This window comes from Sphingobacterium lactis (assembly GCF_051951495.1).
Classification (GTDB): Bacteria; Bacteroidota; Bacteroidia; order Sphingobacteriales; family Sphingobacteriaceae; genus Sphingobacterium; species Sphingobacterium lactis_A.
Genome location: NZ_JBNHAS010000001.1, coordinates 1147083 through 1173761 on the forward strand (window position 1 = coordinate 1147083; position 26679 = coordinate 1173761).

Annotated in this window: 24 protein-coding genes; 19 read left to right on the plus strand and 5 right to left on the minus strand. The window is 36.8% G+C overall.

From position 1 onward, the window contains the following. Positions 1-588: 588 nt before the first annotated feature. Entirely contained in the window at positions 589-3372 is a 2784-nt protein-coding gene (leuS, locus tag ACP6L2_RS04895; RefSeq protein ID WP_440508173.1) for a leucine--tRNA ligase, read from the minus strand. A 210-nt stretch (positions 3373-3582) separates the two neighbouring features. Between leuS and ACP6L2_RS04900 the strand changes: the two genes are divergently transcribed. The 5 genes from ACP6L2_RS04900 (at position 3583) to ACP6L2_RS04920 (ending at position 7515) form a co-directional block, all read left to right on the plus strand. Then, the gene (locus ACP6L2_RS04900) at positions 3583-4461 is read left to right on the plus strand and encodes a cell division protein FtsX (protein ID WP_344674685.1); all 879 of its coding nucleotides are present in this window, start codon (positions 3583-3585) and stop codon (positions 4459-4461) included. A gap of 24 nt (positions 4462-4485) precedes the next feature. After that, complete coding sequence (locus ACP6L2_RS04905; RefSeq protein WP_344674684.1) at positions 4486-4737, plus strand: DUF3098 domain-containing protein; 252 nt, start codon at positions 4486-4488, stop codon at positions 4735-4737. A gap of 3 nt (positions 4738-4740) precedes the next feature. Beyond that, complete coding sequence (locus tag ACP6L2_RS04910; RefSeq protein ID WP_440508174.1) at positions 4741-5556, plus strand: undecaprenyl-diphosphate phosphatase; 816 nt, start codon at positions 4741-4743, stop codon at positions 5554-5556. A 229-nt stretch (positions 5557-5785) separates the two neighbouring features. Continuing rightward, positions 5786-6511, plus strand: a complete 726-nt coding sequence (gene truB / locus ACP6L2_RS04915; RefSeq protein ID WP_440508175.1) for a tRNA pseudouridine(55) synthase TruB — start codon at positions 5786-5788, stop codon at positions 6509-6511. Between the two features lie 20 nt (positions 6512-6531). Next, positions 6532-7515 (plus strand): bifunctional riboflavin kinase/FAD synthetase, encoded by a 984-nt coding sequence (locus ACP6L2_RS04920; protein ID WP_440508176.1) that lies wholly within the window; start codon positions 6532-6534, stop codon positions 7513-7515. Between the two features lie 42 nt (positions 7516-7557). Here ACP6L2_RS04920 and bshB1 read toward each other — a convergent pair whose 3' ends face one another. The 3 genes from bshB1 to ACP6L2_RS04935 are packed head-to-tail and all read right to left on the minus strand — an operon-like array spanning position 7558 to position 9458. Next, on the minus strand, positions 7558-8277 hold the full coding sequence (gene bshB1, locus ACP6L2_RS04925; protein ID WP_440508177.1) for a bacillithiol biosynthesis deacetylase BshB1: 720 nt from the start codon (positions 8275-8277) through the stop codon (positions 7558-7560). Between the two features lie 38 nt (positions 8278-8315). Beyond that, on the minus strand, positions 8316-8816 hold the full coding sequence (locus tag ACP6L2_RS04930) for a glutathione peroxidase (protein ID WP_440508178.1): 501 nt from the start codon (positions 8814-8816) through the stop codon (positions 8316-8318). A 12-nt stretch (positions 8817-8828) separates the two neighbouring features. Beyond that, positions 8829-9458 (minus strand): DUF4294 domain-containing protein, encoded by a 630-nt coding sequence (locus ACP6L2_RS04935; protein ID WP_440508179.1) that lies wholly within the window; start codon positions 9456-9458, stop codon positions 8829-8831. 154 nt (positions 9459-9612) lie between these two features. On the opposite strand from ACP6L2_RS04935, the gene ACP6L2_RS04940 reads away from it, so the two are divergent. The 6 genes from ACP6L2_RS04940 (at position 9613) to ACP6L2_RS04965 (ending at position 17693) form a co-directional block, all read left to right on the plus strand. After that, positions 9613-11817: a RelA/SpoT family protein gene (locus ACP6L2_RS04940; protein WP_344674677.1), complete on the plus strand. Its 2205-nt coding sequence runs from the start codon at positions 9613-9615 to the stop codon at positions 11815-11817. Positions 11818-11899: 82 nt separating this feature from the next. After that, positions 11900-12394: a Fur family transcriptional regulator gene (locus tag ACP6L2_RS04945; protein WP_344674676.1), complete on the plus strand. Its 495-nt coding sequence runs from the start codon at positions 11900-11902 to the stop codon at positions 12392-12394. A 127-nt stretch (positions 12395-12521) separates the two neighbouring features. Further along, positions 12522-13793 (plus strand): adenylosuccinate synthase, encoded by a 1272-nt coding sequence (locus tag ACP6L2_RS04950; protein ID WP_440508180.1) that lies wholly within the window; start codon positions 12522-12524, stop codon positions 13791-13793. A gap of 4 nt (positions 13794-13797) precedes the next feature. After that, positions 13798-15084 carry an anthranilate synthase component I family protein gene (locus tag ACP6L2_RS04955; RefSeq protein ID WP_440508181.1) on the plus strand — a complete coding sequence of 429 codons (1287 nt, stop codon included), beginning with the start codon at positions 13798-13800 and terminating at the stop codon, positions 15082-15084. A 143-nt stretch (positions 15085-15227) separates the two neighbouring features. After that, positions 15228-16232, plus strand: a complete 1005-nt coding sequence (asnA, locus tag ACP6L2_RS04960; protein WP_440508182.1) for an aspartate--ammonia ligase — start codon at positions 15228-15230, stop codon at positions 16230-16232. A 75-nt stretch (positions 16233-16307) separates the two neighbouring features. Further along, the gene (locus tag ACP6L2_RS04965) at positions 16308-17693 is read left to right on the plus strand and encodes an exonuclease domain-containing protein (RefSeq protein ID WP_440508183.1); all 1386 of its coding nucleotides are present in this window, start codon (positions 16308-16310) and stop codon (positions 17691-17693) included. Positions 17694-17767: 74 nt separating this feature from the next. On the opposite strand, the gene dinB is transcribed toward ACP6L2_RS04965, so the two are convergent. Then, a complete protein-coding gene (gene dinB, locus ACP6L2_RS04970; protein WP_440508184.1) occupies positions 17768-18838 on the minus strand; it encodes a DNA polymerase IV in 1071 nt (356 codons plus the stop codon). A 159-nt stretch (positions 18839-18997) separates the two neighbouring features. Between dinB and ACP6L2_RS04975 the strand changes: the two genes are divergently transcribed. From ACP6L2_RS04975 to ACP6L2_RS05010, 8 genes are all read left to right on the plus strand, one after another. Beyond that, positions 18998-19873 (plus strand): carbon-nitrogen hydrolase, encoded by an 876-nt coding sequence (locus ACP6L2_RS04975; protein ID WP_440508185.1) that lies wholly within the window; start codon positions 18998-19000, stop codon positions 19871-19873. 144 nt (positions 19874-20017) lie between these two features. Continuing rightward, positions 20018-21085 carry an agmatine deiminase family protein gene (locus tag ACP6L2_RS04980; RefSeq protein ID WP_440508186.1) on the plus strand — a complete coding sequence of 356 codons (1068 nt, stop codon included), beginning with the start codon at positions 20018-20020 and terminating at the stop codon, positions 21083-21085. A gap of 14 nt (positions 21086-21099) precedes the next feature. Beyond that, the gene (locus ACP6L2_RS04985) at positions 21100-22302 is read left to right on the plus strand and encodes a porin (protein ID WP_440508187.1); all 1203 of its coding nucleotides are present in this window, start codon (positions 21100-21102) and stop codon (positions 22300-22302) included. A 595-nt stretch (positions 22303-22897) separates the two neighbouring features. After that, positions 22898-24016, plus strand: coding sequence for a lipid-A-disaccharide synthase (gene lpxB, locus ACP6L2_RS04990; protein ID WP_440508188.1), 1119 nt, complete (start codon positions 22898-22900; stop codon positions 24014-24016). A gap of 47 nt (positions 24017-24063) precedes the next feature. After that, complete coding sequence (locus ACP6L2_RS04995) at positions 24064-24687, plus strand: hypothetical protein (protein ID WP_440508189.1); 624 nt, start codon at positions 24064-24066, stop codon at positions 24685-24687. 219 nt (positions 24688-24906) lie between these two features. Continuing rightward, entirely contained in the window at positions 24907-25479 is a 573-nt protein-coding gene (locus ACP6L2_RS05000) for an NADPH-dependent FMN reductase (protein WP_440508190.1), read from the plus strand. Between the two features lie 12 nt (positions 25480-25491). Then, on the plus strand, positions 25492-26070 hold the full coding sequence (locus ACP6L2_RS05005; protein WP_344672834.1) for a DJ-1/PfpI family protein: 579 nt from the start codon (positions 25492-25494) through the stop codon (positions 26068-26070). Positions 26071-26076: 6 nt separating this feature from the next. Then, positions 26077-26457 carry a hypothetical protein gene (locus tag ACP6L2_RS05010; RefSeq protein WP_440508191.1) on the plus strand — a complete coding sequence of 127 codons (381 nt, stop codon included), beginning with the start codon at positions 26077-26079 and terminating at the stop codon, positions 26455-26457. Positions 26458-26679 lie beyond the last annotated feature (222 nt).

Consider the following 26679-nt stretch of genomic DNA (forward strand, 5'->3'; position numbering starts at 1 on the left):
AATTCCAGGTGATCTTCAATAAAAACAAAAAGGTCGGAAGGTAAATGTTAAACATAGCTTCCGACCTTATTGAACTTTGATAAGTTTGAGTTTTGAATTAAAATAGTTAGTGTGAATAATTTCTTTTAGTTCATTTTCAAATTCTATTCAAATATAGTATCGATTGAAAGATTAATGAAATTATTAGGTTAAACCTTACATACTTCTAAATTAACTATAGAAATACCAATAATTTACTAAAACGTTTAATTTAATAATATAACTAAACAATAAAATCTGATTATCATATATTTTTAATATATATTTACTTTTATTCTTATTATGAACATTTATTATACTACTTACCGCCTATTGATTAATTATATTTGTAAATATATGACTACATAAATCACTAGTTAAAGCCTATCTCTTAAGAAAAACGACCAACAAACAGCCACTATTGAGTTTAAACAACACTTTGTTAAGCTAAAAGTGAAGTATTAGTAAAAAAGGCCTCATTTAAATAATTAAATATTTTACCTCATAAAAATTCTTGCATAAAAAAAGAGGACATAAAGTCCTCTTATCTATAATTTATTAGTTTAATTACTAAACGACCATATTGATAATTTTACCTTTTACAAAGATGATCTTTTTGATGTCTTTACCATCTAGAAAGCGCTGAATATCTGCATTTTCTTTCAAAATAGCTTCTACATCTGGTTGTTCCAAGTCTAGAGCTAAAGGAAGATTCATCTTCATCTTACCATTGATTGATACCGGATAAGCAAATTCACTTTCCACCAAATATTCTGGATTGAATTTAGGATAATCAGCAAAGGATATAGTTCCAGGTGCATTTCCTAATTTCGCCCATAACTCTTCGGTAATATGCGGAGCATAAGGCTCAAGACAGATAATTAAATCCTGTAAAATCTTACGTTTATTACATTTTAGGTCTGTTAACTCATTCACACAGATCATAAACGCTGATACAGATGTGTTGAAAGAGAAACGCTCAACATCATCCTCTACCTTTTTAATGATTTTATGTAATGCCTTATATTCTGCTTTAGTAGGTTCTTCATCCGATACATTGAAGTTTCCTTCAGCATCATGGAATAAACGCCATACTTTACGTAAGAATTTGTAAACTCCTTCGATACCATTGGTATTCCAAGGTTTCGCTTGTTCCAAAGGACCTAAAAACATTTCATATAAACGCAATGTATCCGCTCCATATTGGCTGATAATATCATCTGGATTGACAACATTGAATTTGGATTTTGACATTTTCTCAACCTCTGTTCCGCAGATATATTTATCATTCTCCAAAACGAACTCTGCATTATTGAAATCAGGACGGAATGCCTTAAACTTCTCTAAATCCAATATATCGTTATGTACAATATTCACATCGACATGCAATGGAATGCAATTGTATTGATCTTTTAAACCTAATGATACGAATTTATTCGTTCCTCTGCCCTCTTCATCCAATACACGATAAACAAAGTTAGAACGACCTTGGATCATCCCTTGATTGATCAACTTTTTGAATGGCTCTTCCTCATTGTGGTACCCCATATCTTTTAGGAATTTATTCCAAAAGCGGGAATACAATAAGTGTCCTGTGGCATGTTCAGAACCACCGATATATAAATCTACCGCTTTCCAATAGTCAACAGCTTCTGGAGAAGCAAATTGATTCTTATTTTGCGGATCCATATAACGGAACCAATACCATGAAGATCCAGCCCAACCTGGCATGGTGCTTAATTCATATTCGTATTGATCTTGATATTTCCAATCCTCAGCACGGCCCAATGGTGGCTCTCCGGATTCTGTAGGCAGATACTTATCTACCTCTGGCAATAACAATGGTAATTCTTCTTCTTTGATTAAATATGGTAAACCATTTTTAAAATAAACTGGAACAGGTTCTCCCCAATAACGCTGACGACCAAAGATAGCATCACGCATACGGAAGTTCACCTTAGCTTTCCCTAACTTAAGTGACTCTAAACGTTCAACTAAAGCTGGAACAGCTTCCTGATAGGTTAAGCCATTGATAAAATCAGAATTAATGTATTTTCCATCCTTATTAGGGTCTGCAGCTTCAGTAATATCTTGAGAATCTGAAATAGGAATAATCGGAAGATTAAAATGTTTAGCAAACACATAATCACGTTGATCACCTGAAGGTACAGCCATAACTGCCCCTGTTCCATATCCTGCTAATACATAATCTGCAATCCATATCTGTACATCTTCTCCGGTTATTGGATGCTTAGCATAAGATCCTGTAAATGCACCTGACACAGTTTTTGTATCGGCCATACGGTCTAACTCCGACTTTTTGGATGTTTTATCGATATAAGATTCAATATTAGCACGTTGTTCTTCAGTAGTTAAAGCAGCGACAAGCTCATGTTCTGGCGCTAATACAATAAAGCTAACTCCAAAAATAGTATCTACACGAGTCGTGAAAACTTCAATATTAGTGTCCAATTGTGGCACTGGGAATTTCACACTGGCTCCCACTGACTTGCCAATCCAATTGCGTTGCATTTCAACTAATGGTTCTGGCCAGTCGATCGTATCTAATCCACGTAATAAACGGTCAGCATAGGCTGTGATACGCATGGACCATTGCATCATTTTCTTTTGTTCTACTGGAAATCCGCCACGCTCAGATACACCATTGATTACTTCATCATTGGCTAATACTGTACCTAAAGCCGGGCACCAGTTTACTGTACTTTCACGTAAATAAGCAAGTCGATATTTCAACAATTCAACTTGTTGCTCCTCTTCGCTTAACTGATTCCACTGTTCTGCGGTTAACTCAAGAACGTCTTCATCCGCTTCAGCATGAATACCAGCTGAACCTTTTGTACTTAAGTGATCAATCAAAGTCTGAATAGGCTCTGCCTTATCTGTGTCTTTGTTATACCAAGCATCAAATAATTTCATGAAAATCCACTGAGTCCAATGGTAATAATCGGCATTGGAAGTACGAATTTCACGAGACCAATCGTAAGAGAAACCAATGTTATCCATTTGCTCTCTATAACGGTTAATGTTTGTTTCCGTAGTTATAGCTGGGTGTTGTCCAGTTTGAATGGCATATTGCTCAGCTGGAAGGCCAAAAGAATCGTATCCCATAGGATGCAATACATTGAAACCTTTCAGACGTTTGTAACGAGAAAAGATATCGGAAGCAATATAACCAAGTGGGTGCCCAACATGTAAGCCCGCACCTGATGGGTAAGGGAACATATCCAGTACATAGTATTTGGGTTTGTCTGTACTAGTTTCTGTTTTGAATGTCTGATTTTCAGCCCAAAACTTCTGCCACTTTTGCTCAATCGTAAGATGATTATACTCCATGATTATCTATAAAAAGGATTTTGAAAGAATTGCGAAAATAGCTATTTTGAGGCAATTTCAGCATAAAAGTTTTTTATTCTATACAATAATTTCTGATATTCGTTGTTAGATTTTTAGTGAAAGTAAAGAACTTCTAGTTATTCATGTGGATTTAATTAGGAAGGATTCAATCGAATTACTTACTTTCGCACATAATATTAAGGAAATTATATGTCAGTGATCGAACAGGGTTCGCCAAGAAAAAAAACTAAATCGGTATACGTTTCTACAGTAATCAGTATTGCACTGGTACTATTAATGACAGGTCTATTAGGACTTATCCTAGTCCATGCTAAGAACCTCTCCCGTTTTGTAAAAGAAAATATCGTTCTCAATGTCATTGTAAATGACAATGTGAATGAAGGTGATGTACTGAGTTTACAGAAGGATATGGAGAAAGATCCATTTGTTTCCAGGTCTGAATATGTGAGCAAGGAACTTGCCGCTAAAAACCTAAAAGAAGATTTAGGTGAAGATTTCGTGGAATATTTAGGTCATAACCCCCTACTTCCATCTATTGATATCTACCTGAAAGAACAATACGCCAATAGCGACAGCATCAAGATGTTCATCGATAAAATCGGTAAAAACAATAAAGTAAAAGAGGTTGTCTATCAAGAGTCTTTAATCGACATGGTGAATAACAACATCCGTATCATTGGTATTGTTATCCTAGCTTTTGCGGTGATCTTATTGATCATTGCAGTGGCATTAATCAATAACACCATCCGCTTAGCGATCTATTCGCAACGTTTCTTAATTAAGAGTATGCAATTAATCGGTGCTACTAAAGGATTCATCCGTAGACCATACATCATGTATGGAATAGCACATGGTCTGATTGGATCCTTAATAGCTATTTTGTTATTGGTGTTAACCCTTCAGTTTGCACAGAAGCAAGTACCGGAGATGGTCTTGTTAAGCAATTGGACACAATTTGCTTTAATCTTTATCATTGTGATTGGATTAGGCATCTTAATTTCTGGATTGAGTACATATTTTGCCGTTACTAAATATTTGCGTGCTAAGTCAGCAAGTTTATACCGTTAATCAATTGTTAATTCGATAAAGATCATGAATCAAACCGTTAAAAAGACTAAAACTGGAAATGAAGCTGCAAAACAAGAGCAGTTTGTGTTTCAAAAAATAAATTATCAGTTGTTTATTCTCAGCATTGTCATTGTTGCAATAGGTTTCCTATTAATGATGGGCACAGAGGATATTTACAGCTTTACAAAAATTACGCTTGCACCACTGGTGGTGGTTGCCGGGTTTGCTGTTGGATTTGTAGCTATTTTATATAAACCGAAAAACAAAGCAAACTAAGCAATGAGTATTTTAGAGGCGATTATCCTAGCGATAGTCGAAGGACTTACGGAGTATTTACCGATTTCCTCAACGGCTCATATGGGCTTTACAGCTGCCTTGATGGGTATGGAAGAGAGTGAATACCTGAAGATGTTCCAAGTATCCATTCAATTCGGCGCTATTCTATCAATCGTAGTTTTATATTGGCGTAGATTTTTCGATTTCAAGAACTTATTTTTCTATGTAAAATTAGCTATTGCGGTTATTCCTGCATTGGTTTTAGGAAAGTTATTGGATGATAAGATTGAAGCAGTATTAGGTAACCAGATTGCAATCTCTACTGTTTTGGTATTAGGTGGTGTTGTACTTTTATTCGTTGACAAATGGTTTAAGAATCCAAAGATTACCGATGAGAAGCAAATTCCTATTAAGAAAGCATTTATCATTGGATTTTGGCAGTGTTTGGCAATGATGCCAGGAACTTCCAGATCTGCAGCTTCCATTATTGGGGGTTTAACACAAGGATTGGACAGAAAGGCAGCAGCTGAGTTCTCCTTCTTCCTTGCTGTTCCGACGATGTTAGCTGTTACTGTATATTCCATCTTTGTAAAAACTTGGGGTGAAGGAACTGCCAATGCGCAAAAAGGATATGAAATGATCATGGCGAGCAATGAGAACATCCAAATCTTCATTATTGGTAATGTAGTAGCTTTTATTGTTGCAATGATTGCTGTAAAGAGCTTTATTTCCGTATTGACTAAATACGGATTCAAGTTCTGGGGTTGGTACCGTATTATTATTGGTATTGCCTTATTGGTGTTCTTTTGGAACAATTAAAAGCATCACACAAGATATTTGAAGGGATTGGTTTTACAATCCCTTTTTTGTTTTTACGGAATTTAGAAATTCAAACTGCGGTAAAATTGCTATTATTATCCGTCTAATTGCTTAAGCTAACCTATCAATACTAATTATTATTCTTATTTTTGCAGAAAATTCAAGTATCCTTGACTAGAGATTCTGCCAACAATAATGAATTTTCAAAATCAAGAATAGCAAGTAGCGGATGGATATTACAACAAAAGAAAGCATAATAAAGGACCTTAACTTTGCTGAAGGCGCAGTACTCTTAATTGATAAACCAGTCACCTGGACAAGTTTTGATGTGGTAGGCAAGCTCAGAAACAGTCTTAAGCCATTAAAGATTAAAGTTGGTCATGCTGGAACATTGGATCCATTAGCAACAGGTTTATTAATCGTCTGTACTGGCAAGATGACCAAAAAGATAGATGGATTTCAAGCTGAGGATAAGGAATACACCGGGACAATTACACTAGGTGCTACTACCCCTTCTTATGATTTGGAAACTGAAATCGACCAGACGTTTGATATATCCTCTATCACAGAAGAACAAATTCAACAGACAGCATTAAACTTTATTGGTGAGCAGGACCAATTTCCACCTGCACACTCAGCCATAAAAATTGGGGGTGAGCGTGTCTATGAAAAAGCGAGACGTGGTGAAGATGTTGAATTAAAGGCCAGAAGAATTAATATTACTGATTTTAAGATTGAAAAAATAGAGTTACCAGTTGTTCATTTTCGAATTCAATGTTCGAAAGGAACGTATATCCGTTCCATTGCACATGACTTTGGAAAGGCATTGAGTAATGGTGCTCACTTGTCTTCTTTAAGGAGAACTAAAAGTGGTGATTTCCACGTGGATAATGCTTGGGATCTCATGGAATTAATCAACCAAGTTAAACAGAAAAAACAGCCTATCCTGCTGTAATTACCTTCTATTAAACAGAAATGAAGATATACAGAAATCTAGATGAATTCAAGCCCTTGGACTATGCCATAGTGACCATTGGTACTTTCGACGGTGTGCATGTTGGTCATCAAAAGATTCTAAATAAATTAGTGGAGTTAGCAAAAGATAATACCGGAGAAACCGTGTTATTGACATTCTATCCACACCCAAGATTAATTATCAATCCAGACGATGATTCTCTACGATTAATCAACGACATCGAAGAAAAAGTAGAACGATTGGGAATTGCTGGCATTGACCACCTCATCATTACTCCTTTTACTCGAGATTTTTCGATTCAAACTCCTGAAGAATATATTTCAAATGTATTGGTCAATAAAATCGGCTGTAAGAAGATTGTAATTGGTTATGATCACCACTTTGGCAAAGACCGTAAAGGTACTATCAAGGATTTGATTCATAATTCGCAGATTTTCGATTATACAGTTGAAGAAATCCCAGAGCAAGACATCGAAGATGTTGCTGTATCTTCCACACGAATCCGTGAATCCTTAATTAAAGGTGATATTATCACAGCAAATAAATATTTAGGTTATCCTTTTGAATTGACAGGAACTGTGATTCGTGGAGATCAAATCGGAAGAGAGATTGGATTCCCAACAGCTAATCTTCATATTCATGAATCCCATAAGCTTATACCTGCTTACGGAATTTATGCCGTTGAAGTTGAGATTTATCCTTGTACTACAGAAATTAAAACAGGCCATTATTTCCAACCAGAGCCTGAACGCGTAGCTAAAGGCATGTGTTATATCGGAACAAGACCGACTGTTGATGGAATGAGCCGCAAGATTGAGGTCAATTTATTGGATTTCAACGATGATCTGTATACAAAGACTGTACGAGTTAAATTCCTAGAGTTCATCAGACACGATCAATGGTTCGAAAGCTTGGAATTGATGCAGGAACAGATTAAAAAAGATGAAACTGCTATCCGCAGTTTCTTTGAACAATATGCGTAAAATAAAAAGGAGCTTAGTTTTAAGCTCCTTTTTATTTTATCTTTAATGTAATTGAAATAAATCCTTAACTCCTAATAATTTTCTTGAGGTAAATCCTTCTGCGTATTTCACTTGAATGGAACGTCCTAGCTCTTGTGCTCTAGCACGAGTAGAAAGCATAAAATCAGGATTAGAGATGTATGTTTCTGGTTCATCATTCGAGTCGGAAACATTGAACTGTGTTTTATATGCTAGAATAGATTTTTCTTTAATATCCCAAAACTCAGTAATATCAATTAAAATATCGGGTTGAATATATTTATCTTGGATAAGTTGCAATTGTAATCTTGGCCTGAAAGCTTCTTGAGTTTGACCGTCTAATTCAGTTTCAATTCGACGTAAGCCTGCCAAGAATAAGGCATCATTGACTAATTTACTTGCACGACCATGATCGGGATGGCGGTCATCTAAAGCATTGGTAATGACGATTTCAGGTTGATATTTACGAATTGCTCGAATAATTGTTAATTGGCATTCCTCATCATTTTGAAAAAAACCATCACGAAGTTTCAGGTTTTCACGAACAACCACGCCTAATATATCAGCAGCATCTTGCGCTTCTTTCAAACGAGTTTCAGCAGTACCACGCGTCCCTAATTCACCTTGGGTTAAATCAATAATACCTACGCTCTTTCCTTCAGCCACATATTTTGCAATGACTCCTCCAGCACCTAATTCAGCATCATCTGGGTGAACAGTCATTACGAGTAAATCTAACTTCATTATTTTTCGTTTTGGTCCAAAATTAACAAAATTTATTGCTAAACCTTTGCCAACAGGAGCTCTTCAATACGATTATGGACTTTCTTTGACATTGGGCTGGTAATACTGTAGAAATAGTCCACAACCTCTCCTTTTCGATTAATAAGGTATTTGTGGAAATTCCATAATGGAACTGAATCAATCTGTCCATTCAATTTACTGTCTGAAAGATATTGATATAAGGGGTCTGTGAATTCACCTTTTACGTGAATTCGTTTAAACACAGGAAAGGAAACTTGTTGGCCAATACGGCAATAGGTTTCTAAAGTTCGACCAGTTAATGGTTCTTGTTTTCTGAAGTCATTGGAAGGAAATGCTAAGATTTCAAAGCCCATTTCATTGTATTTACGATAAAGACGTTCTAAGGTTTTAAATTGCTTATTAAAGAAACATTTACTGGCTGTATTGACTACCAACACCACCTTTCCTTCAAAATCTCGTAAGGATTTCTTTTGGCCATTAAACTCTAAAGCAGTAAAATCATAGATCGTTTTATTCATATACATGTGTTTTTATTGGTTTAACATTGGTCTTGAGCGTTCATATTCACGCAAAATACTTTCTATTTCATAGTCTTCCTGTGGATCATAAGTGCTTTTTAGGTTGTGTCCAAATAGTTTTGCTACTCCTTGATATAAAAAAGCTGATATATTACCTTTCATATCTTTAACAAGCTCATAACTGGTACTACCTGTTTGTCTTTCGATTAATTTAATCAAGATTTTTCCTTGAGAAACACTCAAGTTCTTTACCTCTGATGTAATCTTATCTTTAATTTCCTTCTCACATTCTTTGATTAAACGCTTCTCCTCTCGATTGGATGTTGCAACTGCTAGATCACGGTCCAACTGCTCGTATCTTCGCTGTGCATAGATAGCATAAGGCAATACCCGAATGACATTGCGCTTTAACCTTAGGTATTTCTGTCTTTCTTCTTCCGTCTTAAAGCGACGGATAGCAACGATGACTACTTCTTGAATAGGAAACCAGGGAACAATTTCACCGTTGTCCAATTTATCTGTAGCATAATGTTCCACCACCTCTCCTTTTCCTCCACCATACTGCGGTTTAATAAGCGTTTGGGCCTGTCCAATCCATGGCACAAGCATACCTATCAAACACATCAAAATCCACTTTTTCATACTACCCTTGCAACCTTTTTTATTATTTCTCTATCGTTAAAAGTCAAAATATTTCCGTATATTTATACATTACACAAATTACTAAAAAACATTGGTTTTAGTACATTAAAATTAATAAATTATTTTAACATCAATTTAGTACTGAGGAAGTTTTATGGAAGAATACGTGATTGATATTGAGGCAGAAAACAAGGAAATCCGTAAAAGATATCGTGCATTATTAAGAGCATGTAAACCGACACTTCAAAAAGGTGATAAAGAACAGATCCGTAAAGCTTTCGATCTGGCACTCGAAAGTCACAAGGATATGCGCCGTAAATCAGGCGAACCATACATTTACCATCCTATTGCTGTAGCCCAGATCGCTGCAGAAGAAATCGGCTTAGGAACCACATCCATAGTCTGCGCATTGCTTCATGATGTCGTGGAAGATACTTCCGTGACCCTACAAGATATTGAGGAGCAATTCGGGAAAAAGGTTGTGCGTATCATAGATGGATTAACGAAAATCTCTGGAATCTTTGATCCTAATAGCTCCATGCAGGCTGAGAACTTCCGTAAGATGCTTTTAACGCTTGCTGACGATGTCCGTGTTATCCTCATTAAACTAGCCGACCGTTTGCATAACATGCGAACAATGGAGTTTATGGCTCGCCATAAGCAATTAAAAATAGCATCAGAAACCAGTTACCTGTATGCTCCCCTAGCCCATAGACTAGGATTATATGCTATCAAGTCAGAATTGGAAGATCTTTCCATGAAGTTCACTGACCCTGATACCTATAAATTTATCGCAAAGAAACTCAATGAAAAGAAAGCAGAACGTGAAAAGTTTATTGCTGACTTCATTGGTCCTATTAAAGAAATATTAGGTGCAGAGGGTATTACTGCCTCTGTATTCGGTAGACCAAAATCTATCCACTCCATTTGGAATAAGATGCGTAAGAAATCGATTCCCTTTGAAGAGGTATACGATTTATTCGCTATCCGTATCATTATTGACACGGTGGATGAAAAAGAAAAAACAGAATGTTGGAAGGTTTATTCTATCGTAACTGACCTTTACAGACCAAATCCGGACAGATTGCGTGATTGGGTGTCTTCACCTAAAGCAAATGGATATGAGTCCTTACACACAACCGTAATGGGTCCTAGAGGGCAATGGGTGGAGGTTCAGATCCGTACGAAACGAATGAATGAAATCGCAGAGAAAGGTTTTGCAGCGCACTGGAAATATAAAGAGTCCAATTCTGATAATGGATTAGATCAATGGATTCAAAAAGTTAGGGATATCTTAAGCAATCCAGAGACCAATGCCATGGACTTTGTGGATGACTTCAAAATGAACCTCTTCTCTGATGAGATTTTCATTTTCACCCCGAAGGGTACTTTAGTGCAATTACCAAATGGTGCTACAGCTCTGGACTTTGCATTTGAAATTCATACGGATATTGGCGCAACATGTATTGGTGCTAAAGTCAATCACAAATTAGTTCCTTTAAGTCATGAACTAATGAATGGTGATCAGGTGGAAATTATTACTTCCAACAAGCAAACACCTAAAGAAGATTGGCTAAACTTTGTTGTAACGGCGAAAGCAAAATCTAAGATCAAGTCATCTTTAAAAGAAGAAAAACGTAAGGTTGCTGAGGATGGTAAGGAGATTTTGGAGAGAAAACTAAAATCCCTTAAAATCACGTACAATACGGACAACATCAATAAAATTGCCAACTATTTTAAATTTCAGAGTTCGCAGGACTTATTCTATAATGTAGCAAAAGGTAGCATTGACATTAAAAACCTCAGGGAATTTGTGGCCAATGAACGATCTGAAGATGCTAACCAGAACCAATTCCAATCGCATATTACAGGATTGGTGGAGAAAATCAACAAGAAAGAGGACACTATATTAATTGGTGATGACGGGCAGAAAGTTGATTACACCCTTGCTCCTTGTTGTAATCCTATCCCGGGTGATGACATCTTTGGATTTTTAACCGTTAACGACGGTATCAAAATCCACCGTACCAGCTGTCCAAATGCTTCTAAACTGATGGCAAATTATGGCTACCGTATATTAAAAGCTCGTTGGGCATCTCTTCAAAACAATGTTGCATTCTTAACCGGATTGAAAATCGTGGGTATTGATGATGTCGGATTGGTAAATAAGATTACTACCGTCATCTCGCACGATTTCCATGTGAATATCCGTTCGCTCTCAATATCAAGTAATGAGGGTATATTTGAAGGTGATATCATGGTGTTTGTGAATGATACTGCGCAATTGGACAATCTAATCCGCAACTTGAAACAGATATCCGGTATCACAGGGGTTACCCGATATGAATCAGAGAACTAAAGACTTACAAGCAGCTGACAGAATTAAATAGTGAATGCCATTCTAAAATGGTAATTTTGAATCTTTAACCTTAAGGAATCATATGAAACAGGGCGAAAGTTACGAAACTGTTAAAAAGATTTTTGAAGCATACCTAGAAAACAAGAATCTAAGAAAAACTCCAGAGCGCTACGCGATATTGGAAGAAATCTATTCTAGATCGGATCACTTCGATGTGGAATCCTTATATATCCATATGAAAAACAAGAAGTACCGCGTGAGCCGTGCTACGGTATACAATACCCTAGAACTGCTGGTATCTTGTGATTTGGTTACCAAACATCAATTTGGGCGTAACATGGCTCAATTTGAGAAATCTTATGGTTATAAACAGCATGACCATGTGATTTGTATTGAATGTAATAAAGTAGTTGAATTCTGTGATCCTCGCATTCACCAGATTCAATCTATGATTGGGGATTTGTTAAATTTTGACATTAAACACCACTCCCTAAATCTATATGGTATATGTGCAGATTGCAGAAAAAGCAAAATGGCCAGTGAATCCTCCGTAAAGGAAGAAGTTATTTCAAATTAATTTAACATTCGAAGGAATAATATATACCTTTGTTCGGCAAATGGCTATCCATCATATCCCTTTGCCGAACATTTATTTTTAATAGATAATCAAACAATAATTTTAACTATATAATTCAGTAAATACTATGCAAGTTGATGTGCTTTTGGGTTTACAGTGGGGTGACGAAGGTAAAGGAAAGATCGTTGATGTTTTTTGTCCAAAATACGATTTAATCGCTCGCTTCCAAGGAGGTCCAAATGCCGGACATACCTTAGAATTTGACAACAAAAAATTCGTATTGAACACCATTCCTTCTGGAATCTTCAATGAAGGAACACTAAACCTAATCGGTAACGGTGTGGTTATTGACCCAATCATCCTTAAGAGAGAATTAGATAACCTTAAAGCAGCTGGTTTCGACCCTGTTGAAAAGGGTAATTTGGTAATCGCTCGTAAAGCTCACTTAATTCTTCCAACCCATCAATTGCTAGATGCCGCTTCGGAATCCAATATGGGTGCTGGAAAAATCGGATCTACATTAAAAGGTATTGGTCCTACCTACATGGACAAGACCGGTAGAAATGGTCTTCGTGTGGGTGATACTACTTTATCAGACTTCCAGGAACGTTATGAGAAATTAAAGCAAAAACACCTTTCTATGCTTTCTCATTACGGTGAAATCCCTGATTTCTCAGAAAAAGAAAAAGCATTCTTAGATGCTATTGAATTCTTAAAATCTATTCCTCACGTTGATTCAGAACACTTAGTTAACCAATACTTGAAAGATGGTAAACGTGTTTTAGCTGAAGGCGCTCAAGGTACTTTATTAGATGTTGACTTTGGTTCTTACCCTTTTGTAACTTCATCTAATACCACTACTGCTGGTGCTTGTACTGGTTTAGGTATTGCTCCTAATAAAATTGGTCAAGTATATGGTATTTTCAAAGCTTACGCTACACGCGTTGGTGGAGGTCCTTTCCCAACAGAATTAGAAGATGAAACAGGCGAAAAATTACGTCAATTGGGACATGAGTTTGGTGCTACTACTGGCCGTGCTCGTCGTACCGGATGGATTGATCTTCCTGCTTTAAAATATGCTATCATGATCAATGGTGTTACTGAATTGATTATGATGAAAGCCGATGTTTTGGATACTTTTGATAAAATCTACGCATGTACACACTATAATTACTTAGGTGAACAAATTGATTACATGCCTTACGAGATTATTACCAATAAACCAGAACCGGTTTATACGGAAATACAAGGTTGGAACCAAGATTTAACTGGTATCCAAAGTAAATCTGAAATCCCTACTGCTTTAGCTGATTACATTGCTTTCTTAGAAAAAGAATTGAATGTGCCAATCAAATATCTATCTGTAGGACCTGACCGTAAGCAAACGATCGAATTATAGGCAAATGGCTAAAGCCAGCTTTCATACCGATACGTCTATCTTTCTAAAAAAAGCTTTACAATGGTCTAAAAGCTTCGAACAGGTTTGTCTATTCCATTCTAATGGTTTTCAAGATCATTATTCTGAAATACAGAGCCTTTTAGCCATCGATGCTAAAGATGAACTTATCGCGAATGTAGGTCAAGCATTTGCTCAAATAGAAAATTTTAAATCCCGATATCCTAATCATTGGATACCGGGATTTCTTACTTACGACCTTAAGAACGAACTGGAAGATTTACAAAGTAAATTTCCTAATCCATTAGCATTTCCTGATGCTTACTTTTTCGTTCCGAAAACAACCATTAAATTTCTAGAAAAAGAGGTAATCATTGAATCTGATGATGATCCCCAAGAAATTTTTGACATCATCCAATCTACCAAAACATTGGAAGAAGTATTTTCTTATACAGGTCAAGTTAAACCTAAGATGGACAAGAAAGCATATTTAACGGCTTTCAACCAGATGATGGACCATATCAAGCGTGGTGACATCTATGAAGTCAATCTTTGTCAGGAATTTTATGATGATGATGCAGAAATCTCAAATCTTGAAGCGCTGTTTCTGCAATTAAACAAAATATCTCCTACTCCTTTTGCTTCGTTCTTTAAATGGCAAAATAATTACATCTTAAGTGCGTCTCCTGAGCGTTTTTTGGCTAAGCGTGGACAGACCTTAATTTCTCAACCCATTAAAGGAACAGCTAAACGAGGAAAAACTCCAGAGGAGGATCAAATTCTTAAAGAAAACCTCCGCAATAATCCAAAGGAGATATCTGAAAACATTATGATTGTTGACCTTGTGCGCAACGATCTCACCCGTAGTGCTATTCCAGGAACTGTTGAAGTAACTGAAAAGCTTGGTATCTATAGCTTTAAACATGTACACCAGATGATTTCGACCATCTCATGTCAGGTTTCAGAAAACTCAAAAGCCACGGATTTAATTAAAAACACCTTCCCTGCTGGTTCAATGACTGGGGCGCCTAAATTATCAGCCATGCAATTGTGCGATCGATATGAGCATTCCAAGCGCGGTGTTTATTCCGGAGCAATAGGTTACTTTGCGCCCAATGGTGATTTTGATTTTAATGTGGTTATTCGTACCATTTTATATAATGCAAAAGATAAATACTTATCCTTCAGTACCGGCGGTGCCATTACTATAGAAGCACAAGCAGAGTATGAATATCAAGAGTGTTTAACCAAAGCAAGTGCTATCCTTCAAGCACTTAGCAATTCTGTTGAATAAATCAACATCAATTACAAAGTTTTGTAATTATTTTCTCAATAAATCATTCAAATCATTAACATTTTTGTATTTTTGTAAGCAATTATAAGACTATGGTTTATTATTAAACCACACAGCTATGTTAATAAATAAGTAAAGACTTAATGGGACGTCATATTTTACAAAGAGAACAAGCGATTACGTTTGTTAAGGAGACTTTTGCGGCTGGATTAAAGAAAGCCCTAAATCTTACCCCTGTATCCTCACCTATCGTGGTTTTAGATGGTACAGGTATTAATGATGACCTAAATGGCATCGAAAGACCAGTAACTTTTCCTATAAAATCCTTAGATGATCAACGTGCAGTTGTTGTTCATTCTTTAGCTAAATGGAAGCGTATTCGTCTTCGTGAATTAGAAATGGAACCAGGGGAAGGAATATTGACCGATATGCGTGCTTTACGTCCTGACGAAGATTATTCGCCTATACATTCTATTTATGTAGATCAATGGGATTGGGAATGTTGCATAACACCTGATCATAGAAATCTGACTTTCCTTAAAAAGACAGTAGAAGATATTTATGCTGTAATCTATGGTACAGAACAAGCCGTTGCTCAACAATACCCGCATATTGAGGCAGTATTACCAGAAAATATCCACTTCATTTCCTCTGAAGAGTTGCTTTTAACTTATCCTGACCTTACACCAAAAGAGCGTGAAAATGCTATTGCGAAAGAATATGGAGCAGTATTTTTATATGGCATTGGCGGTAATCTTTCCAATGGTATGCCTCATGATGGTCGTGCAGCGGATTATGATGATTGGAGTACTGGCAATGAACGCGGTTACCGTGGATTAAATGGTGATATATTAGTCTGGAACCCTATCCTAAATGCCGCTTTTGAATTGTCCTCTATGGGAATTCGAGTAGACAAAAAAGCGCTAATGACTCAATTAGAAATCAGAAATAGCCTGGATAGACAACAACTTACTTTCCACCAAATGTTATTAAACGATTTACTACCAGAATCCATTGGTGGCGGTATTGGACAATCTAGAATCTGTATGTTTATGTTGAAACTTAAACATATCGGTGAAGTACAAGTAAGTATTTGGGATCCTAAGCGTAAAGAAACCCTTTTAGACCAAGGTGTAGAACTACTTTAATAAAAAAGTATTCTAACAAATTGAAATACTACTAATAATTTTAGTAAATAAAATTATTAGTAGTATTTTTGTTTTATGAAGGAAGCCCAATTTGCTATTGTCGATATTGAAACTACAGGCTCATATGCTGCCGCAAGTCAGATTACCGAAGTAGCAATATTTATATTTGATGGCAAGGAGGTAATTGAAGAATTCAGTACTTTAATTAACCCCCTTCAGCCCATTCCCTTTCATATTCAAGCACTAACAGGCATCAATGATGAGATGGTACAAGATGCCCCTACCTTTCCAGAGGTAGCAGAAAGAATATTCGATTTATTGCAAAATCGAATATTTGTAGCACACAATGTTCATTTTGATTATTCCTTTCTATTGGCTTCACTCAAAGCTGCCGGCTACGATTGGAAGGCACAACGACTGTGTACGGTAAGATTAGCCAGAAGAACCTTTAAAGGACTACCTTCGTATAGCCTTGGAAAACTTTGTCAATCCTTAGGAATCACTTTAACCGATCGACATCGAGCTGCAGGTGATGCTCGAGCAACGGTTACCTTATTTCAGCGTATTTATGAGAATGATGCAGAGAATTTCATAAATAAAGCTATTCAAGCAAATGCCAAAGAACAAAGACTTCCTACAAACATTCCTACGGAGGTCTTTGAATCTCTTCCAGGAACAGCTGGTGTTTATATCTTTAAAAACTCGAGTGGTAAAATCATCTATGTAGGGAAAGCAATTAATATCAAGAAAAGAGTAATCTCTCATTTTACAGGCAATAACCAAGGACTACGTAGGCAAAACTTCATTAATGAGATTGCTGACATAGAATTTAGAGAATCAGGAACTGAATTGATGGCCCTATTAATGGAATGTGATCTGATAAAAAAGCATTGGCCAATCTACAATCGCGCTCTTAAAAAATATGAAGCCAAATATGGGTTAATATCCTATGAGGATCAAAAAGGGTATTTAAGGCTTTCTATTTGCCAAATTCGGAAACATGTGTACCCACATTATGCTTTCAATACGGTTCACGAATCTACCCAATTTCTAATGCGTCTGGTTAAACAACACGAATTAGATTACCGATTAATTAGTTTCTTCAACGCCGGCAACAGCACCAGGGAACGAACCGATATCATCAATCAAACGGAGCTTCCAGATGTAGAATCCTACAATTCAAGAGCATATCAAGCATTAGAAGATTTAATAAATTTCAAACGATCCTATATCATCATCGACAGAGGAAGAAATACTTCAGAGAAAAGCTATATCTACTTCAAAGACAATAAAGTACATGCATTAGGTTTCATTGATAATGAAATGGAAATTCAAGATATCGAAGAAATAATTTGTCAAGAAAACTTAGTGATAAGTAATTATTACATGAATAATTTGGCTGATAACTATGCTCTAGCATTTCCTTCCAAAATCATGCATATTAAAGAAATTGCACTTTAAAGGATATTTTAATTGTTTTATTTTTTAGGGATGTTTAATAACTAAATCCAATTATCCCTTTCATCTATAATATCCTAAAACAACCTCAATTGCGCTGATACCTTTTCCTCTTCCTTCTCATCCTTAAAATTAGATACTGTCAAGCCCAACAACCTGATTCTTTTATCTTGCAATTCCAGCTTATCCAATAAATCCAAGCCTTGAAGTTCAATATCCTCTAATTTTTCAAATGGATTAAGCAAAGTTTTACTTCGGGTTATTTGGGTAAAATCAGCGAATTTTATCTTTAGTGTAATGGTTTTCCCTTGTTTGTTTGCTCGTTCAATTCGTTTAAAAACCTTTTCAGCCAAGCGTATTAATTCTTCCCTTAAATCCTCCAGTTCGAATAAATCCTTTTCAAAAGTGTCTTCAGCACCAATTGATTTACTGATCCGATTAGGTCTTACAGGTCGATCATCCTCACCACGAACAATGTGGAAAAAGAATTTACCTGATTTACCAAAGTGAAAGATAAGCTCCTGTTCCGTAAAGCGCTTTAAATCATGTCCAGTAAAGATTCCCATCTGATTCATTTTCTTAGCTGTAACTTTACCTACACCATGGAACTTTTCTACTGGTAGTTGATCCAGAAACTTGACAATTTTTGATGGACCTATGAAGGTTAATCCATCAGGTTTTTGCAAATCTGAAGCTATTTTAGCCACAAATTTATTGACAGATACCCCTGCAGAAGCCGTTAGATTAAGTTCATCACGAATGGCTGCTTTGATTTGTTTGGCGATTTCTATTGCTGATCCTACCCCCAATTTATCTTCTGTTACGTCTAAATAAGCTTCATCTAGGGATAAAGGTTCTATGATATCTGTATAGCGTTTAAAAATGGCTCGAATATGATTAGAAACCTCTTTATAAACATCAAATCGAGGGTATGTAAAAAGCAGATGCGGACACAGTTGTAATGCCATCCGAGAGGACATAGCGGACTTAACCCCATATTTACGGGCCTCATAGCTGGCCGTTGCCACCACACCACGCCCGTCTGGCGAACCACCCACAGCAAGTGCCTTCCCGCGAAACTCCGGAAAGTCTCTTTGCTCTACTGAAGCAAAGAAGGCATCCATGTCGATGTGAATGATTTTCCGCATGATTCAAAGATAAGCATATACCATGAAGCAAAATAAAACATTTGTCCTAAGCTTTAAAGACACATTTTTTCGTCAAAAATTGTGATGCTCGTCCTTAACAAGTATTCATGCTCAGTAAAATATAGTATCTTTGCAGCTAAATCATACATATTTAGAAAAATGAGCAAAGTTAAAGTTGGTTTGGTTCAAATGTCTTGTGTGAAAGATAAACAAGCAAATCTGGACAAAGCAATCGTTAAAGTACGTGAAGCCGCTGCAAAAGGTGCGCAAATCGTATGTCTACAAGAACTTTTTACTTCCCTATATTTTTGCGATGTGGAAGACTATGATAACTTCGATCTAGCTGAAGCTATTCCTGGTCCTTCCACCGATGCATTATCTGCTGTAGCGAAAGAATTAGGTGTGGTGATTATCGCTTCTTTGTTCGAGAAGCGTGCGCAAGGTCTTTACCATAATACAACCGCAGTATTGGATGCTGATGGAACTTATTTAGGTAAATACCGTAAAATGCACATTCCTGATGATCCTGCTTTTTATGAGAAATTCTATTTTACACCAGGTGATCTTGGATATAAAGTCTTCAAAACCAAATTTGGAACCATTGGTGTCTTAATCTGTTGGGATCAGTGGTATCCTGAAGCATCTCGTATTACAGCCTTGATGGGTGCCGAGATTATGTTCTACCCTACTGCTATTGGTTGGGCTACAGATCAAGATGAAGAAACAAACACGGATCAATACAATGCTTGGCAAACCATTCAACGCTCCCATGCCGTGGCAAATGGTGTTCCAGTCGTTTCGGTAAACCGCGTTGGATTCGAGCAAGATGGTGCAATGAAATTTTGGGGTGGTAGCTTTGTGGCAAATGCACAAGGAAAATTACTTTACCTAGCTTCACATGATCAAGAAGAAGTGGAAGTTGTGGATATTGACCTGAACCAGTCTGATTATTTCCGTAAGCACTGGCCATTCCTTCGCGATAGACGTATTGAAACCTATGCGCCTATTACGAAACGCTTCATTGATGAAGATTAAACAAAAAACCTTCGAGCAGTAGTTCAAAAGACTACTGCTCATTATATTAACTAGAATACCATTAATATTTAAGTAGAGTTGTCTGAAAACTTCGCCAAAAGTCAATAATAAGGCTCTCAGATAACAGTACTACGTTTTTAAGCTATGAATAACAATTCATCCCTTTACAATATTAACGAAACACCTAAGGCATTGGGGTTTCGATTTCCTGCCGAATGGGAACTTCAAGAAGCATTGTGGTTAAGTTGGCCACATAAAGAAGAATCTTGGCCAGGAAAATTAGAAACCATCTATGCACCCTATGCACAGTTCATTAAATTAGTTGCCGATGATCAATTGGTGCGAATCAATGTGGCTGATGAAGAAATGAAAAACTTTGCTACAAAGCATATTGAAGCTGCTGGAGCAAACATGGAAAACATCAGTTTCCACATGAACCCAACTAACGATGCATGGTGCCGTGATCACGGACCAGCTTTCGTTATCAATGATCAAACTGGTGAAAAAGCAGTCGTTGACTGGGGATACAATGCTTGGGGAGGCAAATACCCTCCTTTTGACTTAGATGATGTTGTACCTACAAGAATTGCCAAAGAATTTAACCTTAAACTTTTCACACCTCCGATCGTTATGGAAGGTGGATCAGTTGAGTTCAATGGCAAAGGAACTGTCCTTACTACAACAGCTTGTCTATTAAATGAAAATAGAAACCCACATTTGACTAAAGAACAAATTGAGCAGTATTTATTGGACTATTATGGCCAAGATCAGGTTCTTTGGTTAGGTGATGGTATCATTGGAGATGATACAGACGGACATATCGATGATATTACGCGCTTTGTTGCTGAAGACACCGTTTTAACAGTTATTGAAGAAGATCCAAACGATGAGAATCATCCAATTTTACAGGAGAATCTGGAAACGTTAAAGTCCATGCGTTTATTGGATGGTAGACCATTGAAAATTGTTGAATTACCGATGCCGAAGCCTGTAATTTATGAAGATCAACAATTACCTGCTTCTTACGCAAACTTTTACATCGCAAATAAAACTGTCATTGTTCCGATTTTCAATGATGCAAACGATGAACGTGCGTTAACTATTATTCAATCTTGCTTCCCAGACCGTAAGGTAATCGGCATTGACTCGGTCGATATCATCTGGGGATTAGGAAGTTTCCACTGTTTAAGTCAACAAGAACCTAAAATATAATTTAATCTTTACGTATGAAGCCATTTTTTCGACTCCTACTCCTATCATTAACAGTATTTTTCGGTATGCAGCATGTGAATGCTCAGGAACGTGATGACCGTGCCACCATTCTTAATTTTAAAGGGATACAATACAAATCCAAGGATTCTTTATTTTATACCAACTTTCGTTTTCGTATGCAGAACCGTTTAGGTTTTTCCAACGAATTGAATGGTGAAGATGATGGAAAGTTTGATGCTCGAATCCGTAGGCTTAGAATGCGTATGGATGGTTATATCTATACGCCTAAAATCTCTTACTCGGTTCAGCTAGCTTTCACAAGAAGTGACCAGGATTATGATGATACAGGAGTACCAAATATCGTTCGTGACGCGGTGATGTTCTATAACTTTTCAGACGATTTTTATATTTCATTTGGACAAAACAAGCTACCAGGTAACCGTCAAAGGGTAAATTCTTCTGGACAGTTGCAATTTGCGGATCGTTCATTAGTCAACTCAAACTTTACAGTTGACCGTGATTTTGGTATTTCCCTTAACTACAGCAAAGATTTAGGATCAGTAGCATTTGTAGCTAAAGGTGCTATCTCAACAGGTGAAGGTCGACCAGCAAACTCCACGGATGATGGCCTTGCTTATACTGGTCGTGTGGAATTCCTTCCGCTTGGTAAATTCACCAATGAGAATGATTATCAAGAAGGTGATTTAGAGCGCGAAGAAACTCCTAAGTTGTCAATTGGCGGTGGATATTCATACAACGACAGAACTACACGTGAGGGTGGTCAAACCGGTCGTTATGTGCAAAACCCAATGACATTGAAGACCAGTTTCGCAGATATGATTTTCAAATATCAAGGATTTGCCTACCAAGCTGAGTATATGCGTCGTGATGTAGATAATCCTTTAAATTGGACTGTTGAAGACGATCCACAAGAAACTTCAGCCTATAAAGGATGGGGTGTTAATCAACAAGTTTCTTACCTGATGAACAAGGGATACGAAATTGCAGGTCGTTACACCTTGGTTCAACCACATAAAGACATTCAAGACCTGGAAAGACAAACAGAAGTTATCGAACTAGGCTTAACAAAATACATGAAAGCACACCGTTTAAAATTCCAATTAAACGCAAATTACACGTTTAGAGATGGACATTTCAACAATAACAACCAAAAAGCCATTTGGGGAGGAATTTTCCAAGTAGAGCTTGGGATCTAATTCCTTAATCAAGAATATTTAATCAGGTCGGAAAAATTTCCGACCTTTTTATTTTTCAATAAGCTGTATTTATAGAACATTGGACCTTTGAATGAGTTTAGTGCTTAACACAATTATTATCCAACTAGGATCATTGAACTCCAAAGATCTACTTTGCTTTTCTCCCCTTTTTCCTTTAATCTTCTCCTCTTTTTCCTTTCTATATCTGTTGTCATTTGTCTGTTGTCTCATTGTCTCTCAAAAGGGTTGGATTCGACACTCTAACGGATCTCCTTCGGAACTTGTTCGGATCTCCTTCGGATCTCGTTCGGTTAGAAGCGAACGAGATCCGAAGGAGATCCGCATTAAATCTGAATAAATTCCGTTAGAGTATCAAAGCAAACTCGAACCCAACTATACTGAAACACGAACATAACTTATCCTCAACAAAAGGGTTGTTGGCATCAATACTTCTTAATATACTGGGAGAATAAGTGCTTTAAAAACAAAGAAGCATAAAAATTTGCAGAAAATTATTCACCATATTTATATGGAAAAATGAGCTTAATAGCATCATAGAATTAAGAATGCTTATCTTTAAGCGTTATTATCAACTATGAAGTATTATATTATTGCTGGTGAAACATCCGGCGATTTACATGGCGCAAATTTAATTAAGGAAATCCGCAAGGAAGATGCTGAGGCGGAATTTCATTTGGTTGGTGGCGATCAGATGGCTGCTGCGGCAGGCGTACCTGTATTGATTCACACTTCTGAAATGGCATTTATGGGCTTTATTGAAGTTTTGATGAACTTAAGAAGCATTGCCCGAAACCTAAAGAAAGTAAAAGCTGACATTCAACAGGTCATGCCCGATACCGTTATACTCATCGACTTCCCCGGGTTTAACCTGAAAATAGCTGAGTTTGCGAAGAAATTAGGCATTACTACCTGCTATTATATTTCACCCAAAATATGGGCTTGGAACCAAAAACGGGTATATAAAATCAAGCGCGTGGTGGATCATATGTTTTGTATTCTACCATTTGAGGTAAATTTTTACAAACAATATCATTACCCTGTTGACTACGTGGGTAATCCCCTTTTGGATGCGATTTCAACTTATGAATTTAACCCAAACTTCAAGGAAGATAATGGATTGAATGATTTTCCTATCATTGCTTTATTACCTGGAAGTCGGAAAATGGAGATTGCACATATTTTACCAGAGCTTGTGAAATTGCACCGATACTTTCCATTGCACCAATTGGTTATAGCTGGAGCACCTAACTTTGACCTGGATTATTACCAACAATATATTGGAGATTACCCGATCAAGGTTATATTCAATCAAACTTACGATTTGCTTAAGCATGCTGAAGCTGCGGCGGTTACTTCTGGTACTGCCACCTTAGAAACTGCTTTGATAGGTGTTCCACAGGTGGTAGTCTACAAAGCTAATCCTATTTCTGTTGCCATTGCTAGACGTGTAGTCAAAGTCCAATTCATTTCTCTGGTGAACTTAATCAATAATTACCTTTCGGTCATTGAATTGATCCAAGAAGATTGTACCTCGCGAAATATTGCTGATGAATTGGGTAAATTAACCACCGATAAAGAACATCGAGCAAGTGTATTGGAAAACTACGACGTTTTAATGGAGAAAATGGGAACTCCAGGTGCATCCGAGAAAACAGCAAAACTTATCGTCAAGTATTTGAGGGAAGAAAATTAAACTTTTTACCTAAAAAATTGTCTAATCAACATAGGAAGAATAACATTATGAGATATCTACTAAGTTTAGGGTTAATAATGGCAAGTCTTTTCAGCTTTGCTCAGGAAACCCTACATATACAGCGATTAGAGCTAGGGAAAAAGGAAAAGAAAAACTTTAACAAAGGAGATTCTAGCATGATCATCAGAATCGACACCCTGATTATGAAAGATAAGTCAAAACTAGATTTTTATGCAAAAAAAGATGTGAAGCTTGAAATTGGTTATGCAGAAATTGGAAACAATGTTTTAATTACTGGTCAGGACAGTAAAAACAATGCAACTAATTTTGATATAAAAGCAAACTTCAATCAGTTAGGGTCTTTGTTTATTATTGCACGTGGAATTGACGCTTTCAACGGAACTAAAACATTCCCGAATGGTGATGGAGGGAAAGTAACCTTAGCCTACGATGCTAAAGGATTGGCGCCACAAACCAGCAATAAAAAAGGAAAAAACTTTGTGTTTATTGATGTAACACCGGGAGGATTGCGTGTAAATCCTAGTTCTGAAGTGAGACAGATTTATTCGAGGATAGCCATGGCACCCACTGGTTTAAGAGGTTTACCGCAAGGACAAATATACTCTGGCTCTCCCGGTAGAGATGGTAAGTCCGAAATAAAAAGCTTTTAGGTTAAATAAAATCGAGAACTAAATATCTCTGATTAGAGATAATCAGAAAAAGCCTTGAATCAAATCAATGAAAGATTCAAGGCTTTTTTATTTTCCAAATAATTTGGTTTCAATACAATTCCCCATGAAAGTCCTTCTATATATTAAAATAAGGTTAATTCTTTCATTTTAGACCTTGCAATTAGGTTTTCTTCGGCAAAAATTCCTTAAATTTAGAATATGAAGATATTAGCTTTTGCAGGCAGTAACAGCAGGCAATCCATCAACAAGAAATTTGTCACGAGTGTATCCAAATACTATAAGGAGGCAGATGATGAGGTTGTTATTTTGGACTTAAATGATTTTGAGATGCCGATTTTCTCGGTAGATCGTGAAGCAGAAACAGGTATTCCAGAACAGGCATATGCATTTGCTAAGCAAATAGATTGGGCAGATTTAATTTTAATGTCCTTATCGGAAAATAACGGCAGTTATTCAGCTGCCTATAAAAACTTAATGGATTGGACATCCCGGATTAAAGGACGCAAGCTATTTGCGGATAAACCCATTTTATTGTTAGGGACAAGTGATGGTGCTCGTGGAGCTAAATCAGTACTTGAGGCTGCAGAAAAACGTATGCCTAGGGATGGTGCAGATCTCCTAGCTGTTTATTCACTACCAAGCTTTTATGAGAATTTTGAAGAAGGTAAAGGGGTTATTGACCCAAGTCTTCGTGCTTCCTTAGAGGCGACGGTTAGAAAAACAAAGCGCATCATGTCCGAACGATTAAACACAACAAAAGAACAACAATAAACAAACAAGATCATGGCAAAAAAAGTATTATTACTCGTAGGTGATTATGTAGAAGATTATGAAGCAATGGTTCCATTTCAAGCAATGGGTGCCGTAGGAATTGAGGTAGATGCTATCGCTCCCGACCGTAAAAAAGGAGATGTGGTACCTACTGCTGTTCATGATTTCACGGGCGATCAGACTTATAAGGAATTACGTGGCCACAATTTTGGCATTAACAAAGATTTTGATGCTGTAAATCCAGCAGATTATGACGGTCTATATATTGCTGGCGGACGCTCTGCAGAGTATATTCGCTTGAATAAACGCGTTATTGAAATCACCAAACACTTCTTCGAGGAAAACAAACCTGTTGCAGCAATCTGTCACGGTATACAGGTGTTGACCACGGCACAAGTATTAAAAGGACGTACCTTGACAGCATACGTAGCTGTTGGACCAGATATTGAATTGGCAGGTGGTACCTGGAAAAATATTCCGGCAGATCAAGCCGTTGTAGATGGTAACTTAGTTACTTCGCCAGCTTGGCCAGGGCATCAAGCGATCTTAAAGGAGTTCTTCCAGCTATTAGACATAAAAATCACGTTATAAGCAATTATGCAAAAAAGCACTAAAAAGGTATGGTTCTTTGCCATACCTTTAATTTTAATTCTTGGGTATTTTATTTATGATGCCTACTCTCAACCTTCTATCAAAGAACTTCCAGGCGACTTTGAAGAGGTTGCTTTTGTACGAAATGAAAATAACAAAGGTGGAATAATCCGTATTTACGCAGTAAGTGTAGGTGATCCACAGAATGCCGCCTATGATCAATGCGCAGATATGTTTCCTGTCAATGATTATGGAAGCAGCACTAAAATCTACTTCTTTGATAAGCTTAAGCCTTACCCTACTACACTAACTTTAGAGGAACCACACTATGATACCACTAAATATGAGGCTATTAGTATACAAAGGAGAACTGGGGTAAATAAATAATACACCCTGCATACAAACAGGCTCCATGTTAATTTAAGATTATCATTCTGTTTGTTAACAATTATTTAATATAACATTTATAGCTTAAAACCAACTTTTTTATTACCTTTGGATTAATGATTTTTCTTATTTCGTTATTTATTGACGATTTTAAGGAGGTCGGTTACTTTAAATAAAATTTTGATTTAAGCTAATATGCCAAAAAAAGTTTGCCAAAAATCA

What these genes read in the sequence shown, in the direction of transcription:
- leuS (WP_440508173.1), bottom strand. Translation starts at nt 3,372, where the DNA reads ATGGAGTATAATCATCTTACGATTGAGCAAAAGTGGCAGAAGTTTTGG.
- ACP6L2_RS04900 (WP_344674685.1), top strand. Translation starts at nt 3,583, where the DNA reads ATGTCAGTGATCGAACAGGGTTCGCCAAGAAAAAAAACTAAATCGGTA.
- ACP6L2_RS04905 (WP_344674684.1), top strand. Translation starts at nt 4,486, where the DNA reads ATGAATCAAACCGTTAAAAAGACTAAAACTGGAAATGAAGCTGCAAAA.
- ACP6L2_RS04910 (WP_440508174.1), top strand. Translation starts at nt 4,741, where the DNA reads ATGAGTATTTTAGAGGCGATTATCCTAGCGATAGTCGAAGGACTTACG.
- truB (WP_440508175.1), top strand. Translation starts at nt 5,786, where the DNA reads ATGGATATTACAACAAAAGAAAGCATAATAAAGGACCTTAACTTTGCT.
- ACP6L2_RS04920 (WP_440508176.1), top strand. Translation starts at nt 6,532, where the DNA reads ATGAAGATATACAGAAATCTAGATGAATTCAAGCCCTTGGACTATGCC.
- bshB1 (WP_440508177.1), bottom strand. Translation starts at nt 8,277, where the DNA reads ATGAAGTTAGATTTACTCGTAATGACTGTTCACCCAGATGATGCTGAA.
- ACP6L2_RS04930 (WP_440508178.1), bottom strand. Translation starts at nt 8,816, where the DNA reads ATGAATAAAACGATCTATGATTTTACTGCTTTAGAGTTTAATGGCCAA.
- ACP6L2_RS04935 (WP_440508179.1), bottom strand. Translation starts at nt 9,458, where the DNA reads ATGAAAAAGTGGATTTTGATGTGTTTGATAGGTATGCTTGTGCCATGG.
- ACP6L2_RS04940 (WP_344674677.1), top strand. Translation starts at nt 9,613, where the DNA reads ATGGAAGAATACGTGATTGATATTGAGGCAGAAAACAAGGAAATCCGT.
- ACP6L2_RS04945 (WP_344674676.1), top strand. Translation starts at nt 11,900, where the DNA reads ATGAAACAGGGCGAAAGTTACGAAACTGTTAAAAAGATTTTTGAAGCA.
- ACP6L2_RS04950 (WP_440508180.1), top strand. Translation starts at nt 12,522, where the DNA reads ATGCAAGTTGATGTGCTTTTGGGTTTACAGTGGGGTGACGAAGGTAAA.
- ACP6L2_RS04955 (WP_440508181.1), top strand. Translation starts at nt 13,798, where the DNA reads ATGGCTAAAGCCAGCTTTCATACCGATACGTCTATCTTTCTAAAAAAA.
- asnA (WP_440508182.1), top strand. Translation starts at nt 15,228, where the DNA reads ATGGGACGTCATATTTTACAAAGAGAACAAGCGATTACGTTTGTTAAG.
- ACP6L2_RS04965 (WP_440508183.1), top strand. Translation starts at nt 16,308, where the DNA reads ATGAAGGAAGCCCAATTTGCTATTGTCGATATTGAAACTACAGGCTCA.
- dinB (WP_440508184.1), bottom strand. Translation starts at nt 18,838, where the DNA reads ATGCGGAAAATCATTCACATCGACATGGATGCCTTCTTTGCTTCAGTA.
- ACP6L2_RS04975 (WP_440508185.1), top strand. Translation starts at nt 18,998, where the DNA reads ATGAGCAAAGTTAAAGTTGGTTTGGTTCAAATGTCTTGTGTGAAAGAT.
- ACP6L2_RS04980 (WP_440508186.1), top strand. Translation starts at nt 20,018, where the DNA reads ATGAATAACAATTCATCCCTTTACAATATTAACGAAACACCTAAGGCA.
- ACP6L2_RS04985 (WP_440508187.1), top strand. Translation starts at nt 21,100, where the DNA reads ATGAAGCCATTTTTTCGACTCCTACTCCTATCATTAACAGTATTTTTC.
- lpxB (WP_440508188.1), top strand. Translation starts at nt 22,898, where the DNA reads ATGAAGTATTATATTATTGCTGGTGAAACATCCGGCGATTTACATGGC.
- ACP6L2_RS04995 (WP_440508189.1), top strand. Translation starts at nt 24,064, where the DNA reads ATGAGATATCTACTAAGTTTAGGGTTAATAATGGCAAGTCTTTTCAGC.
- ACP6L2_RS05000 (WP_440508190.1), top strand. Translation starts at nt 24,907, where the DNA reads ATGAAGATATTAGCTTTTGCAGGCAGTAACAGCAGGCAATCCATCAAC.
- ACP6L2_RS05005 (WP_344672834.1), top strand. Translation starts at nt 25,492, where the DNA reads ATGGCAAAAAAAGTATTATTACTCGTAGGTGATTATGTAGAAGATTAT.
- ACP6L2_RS05010 (WP_440508191.1), top strand. Translation starts at nt 26,077, where the DNA reads ATGCAAAAAAGCACTAAAAAGGTATGGTTCTTTGCCATACCTTTAATT.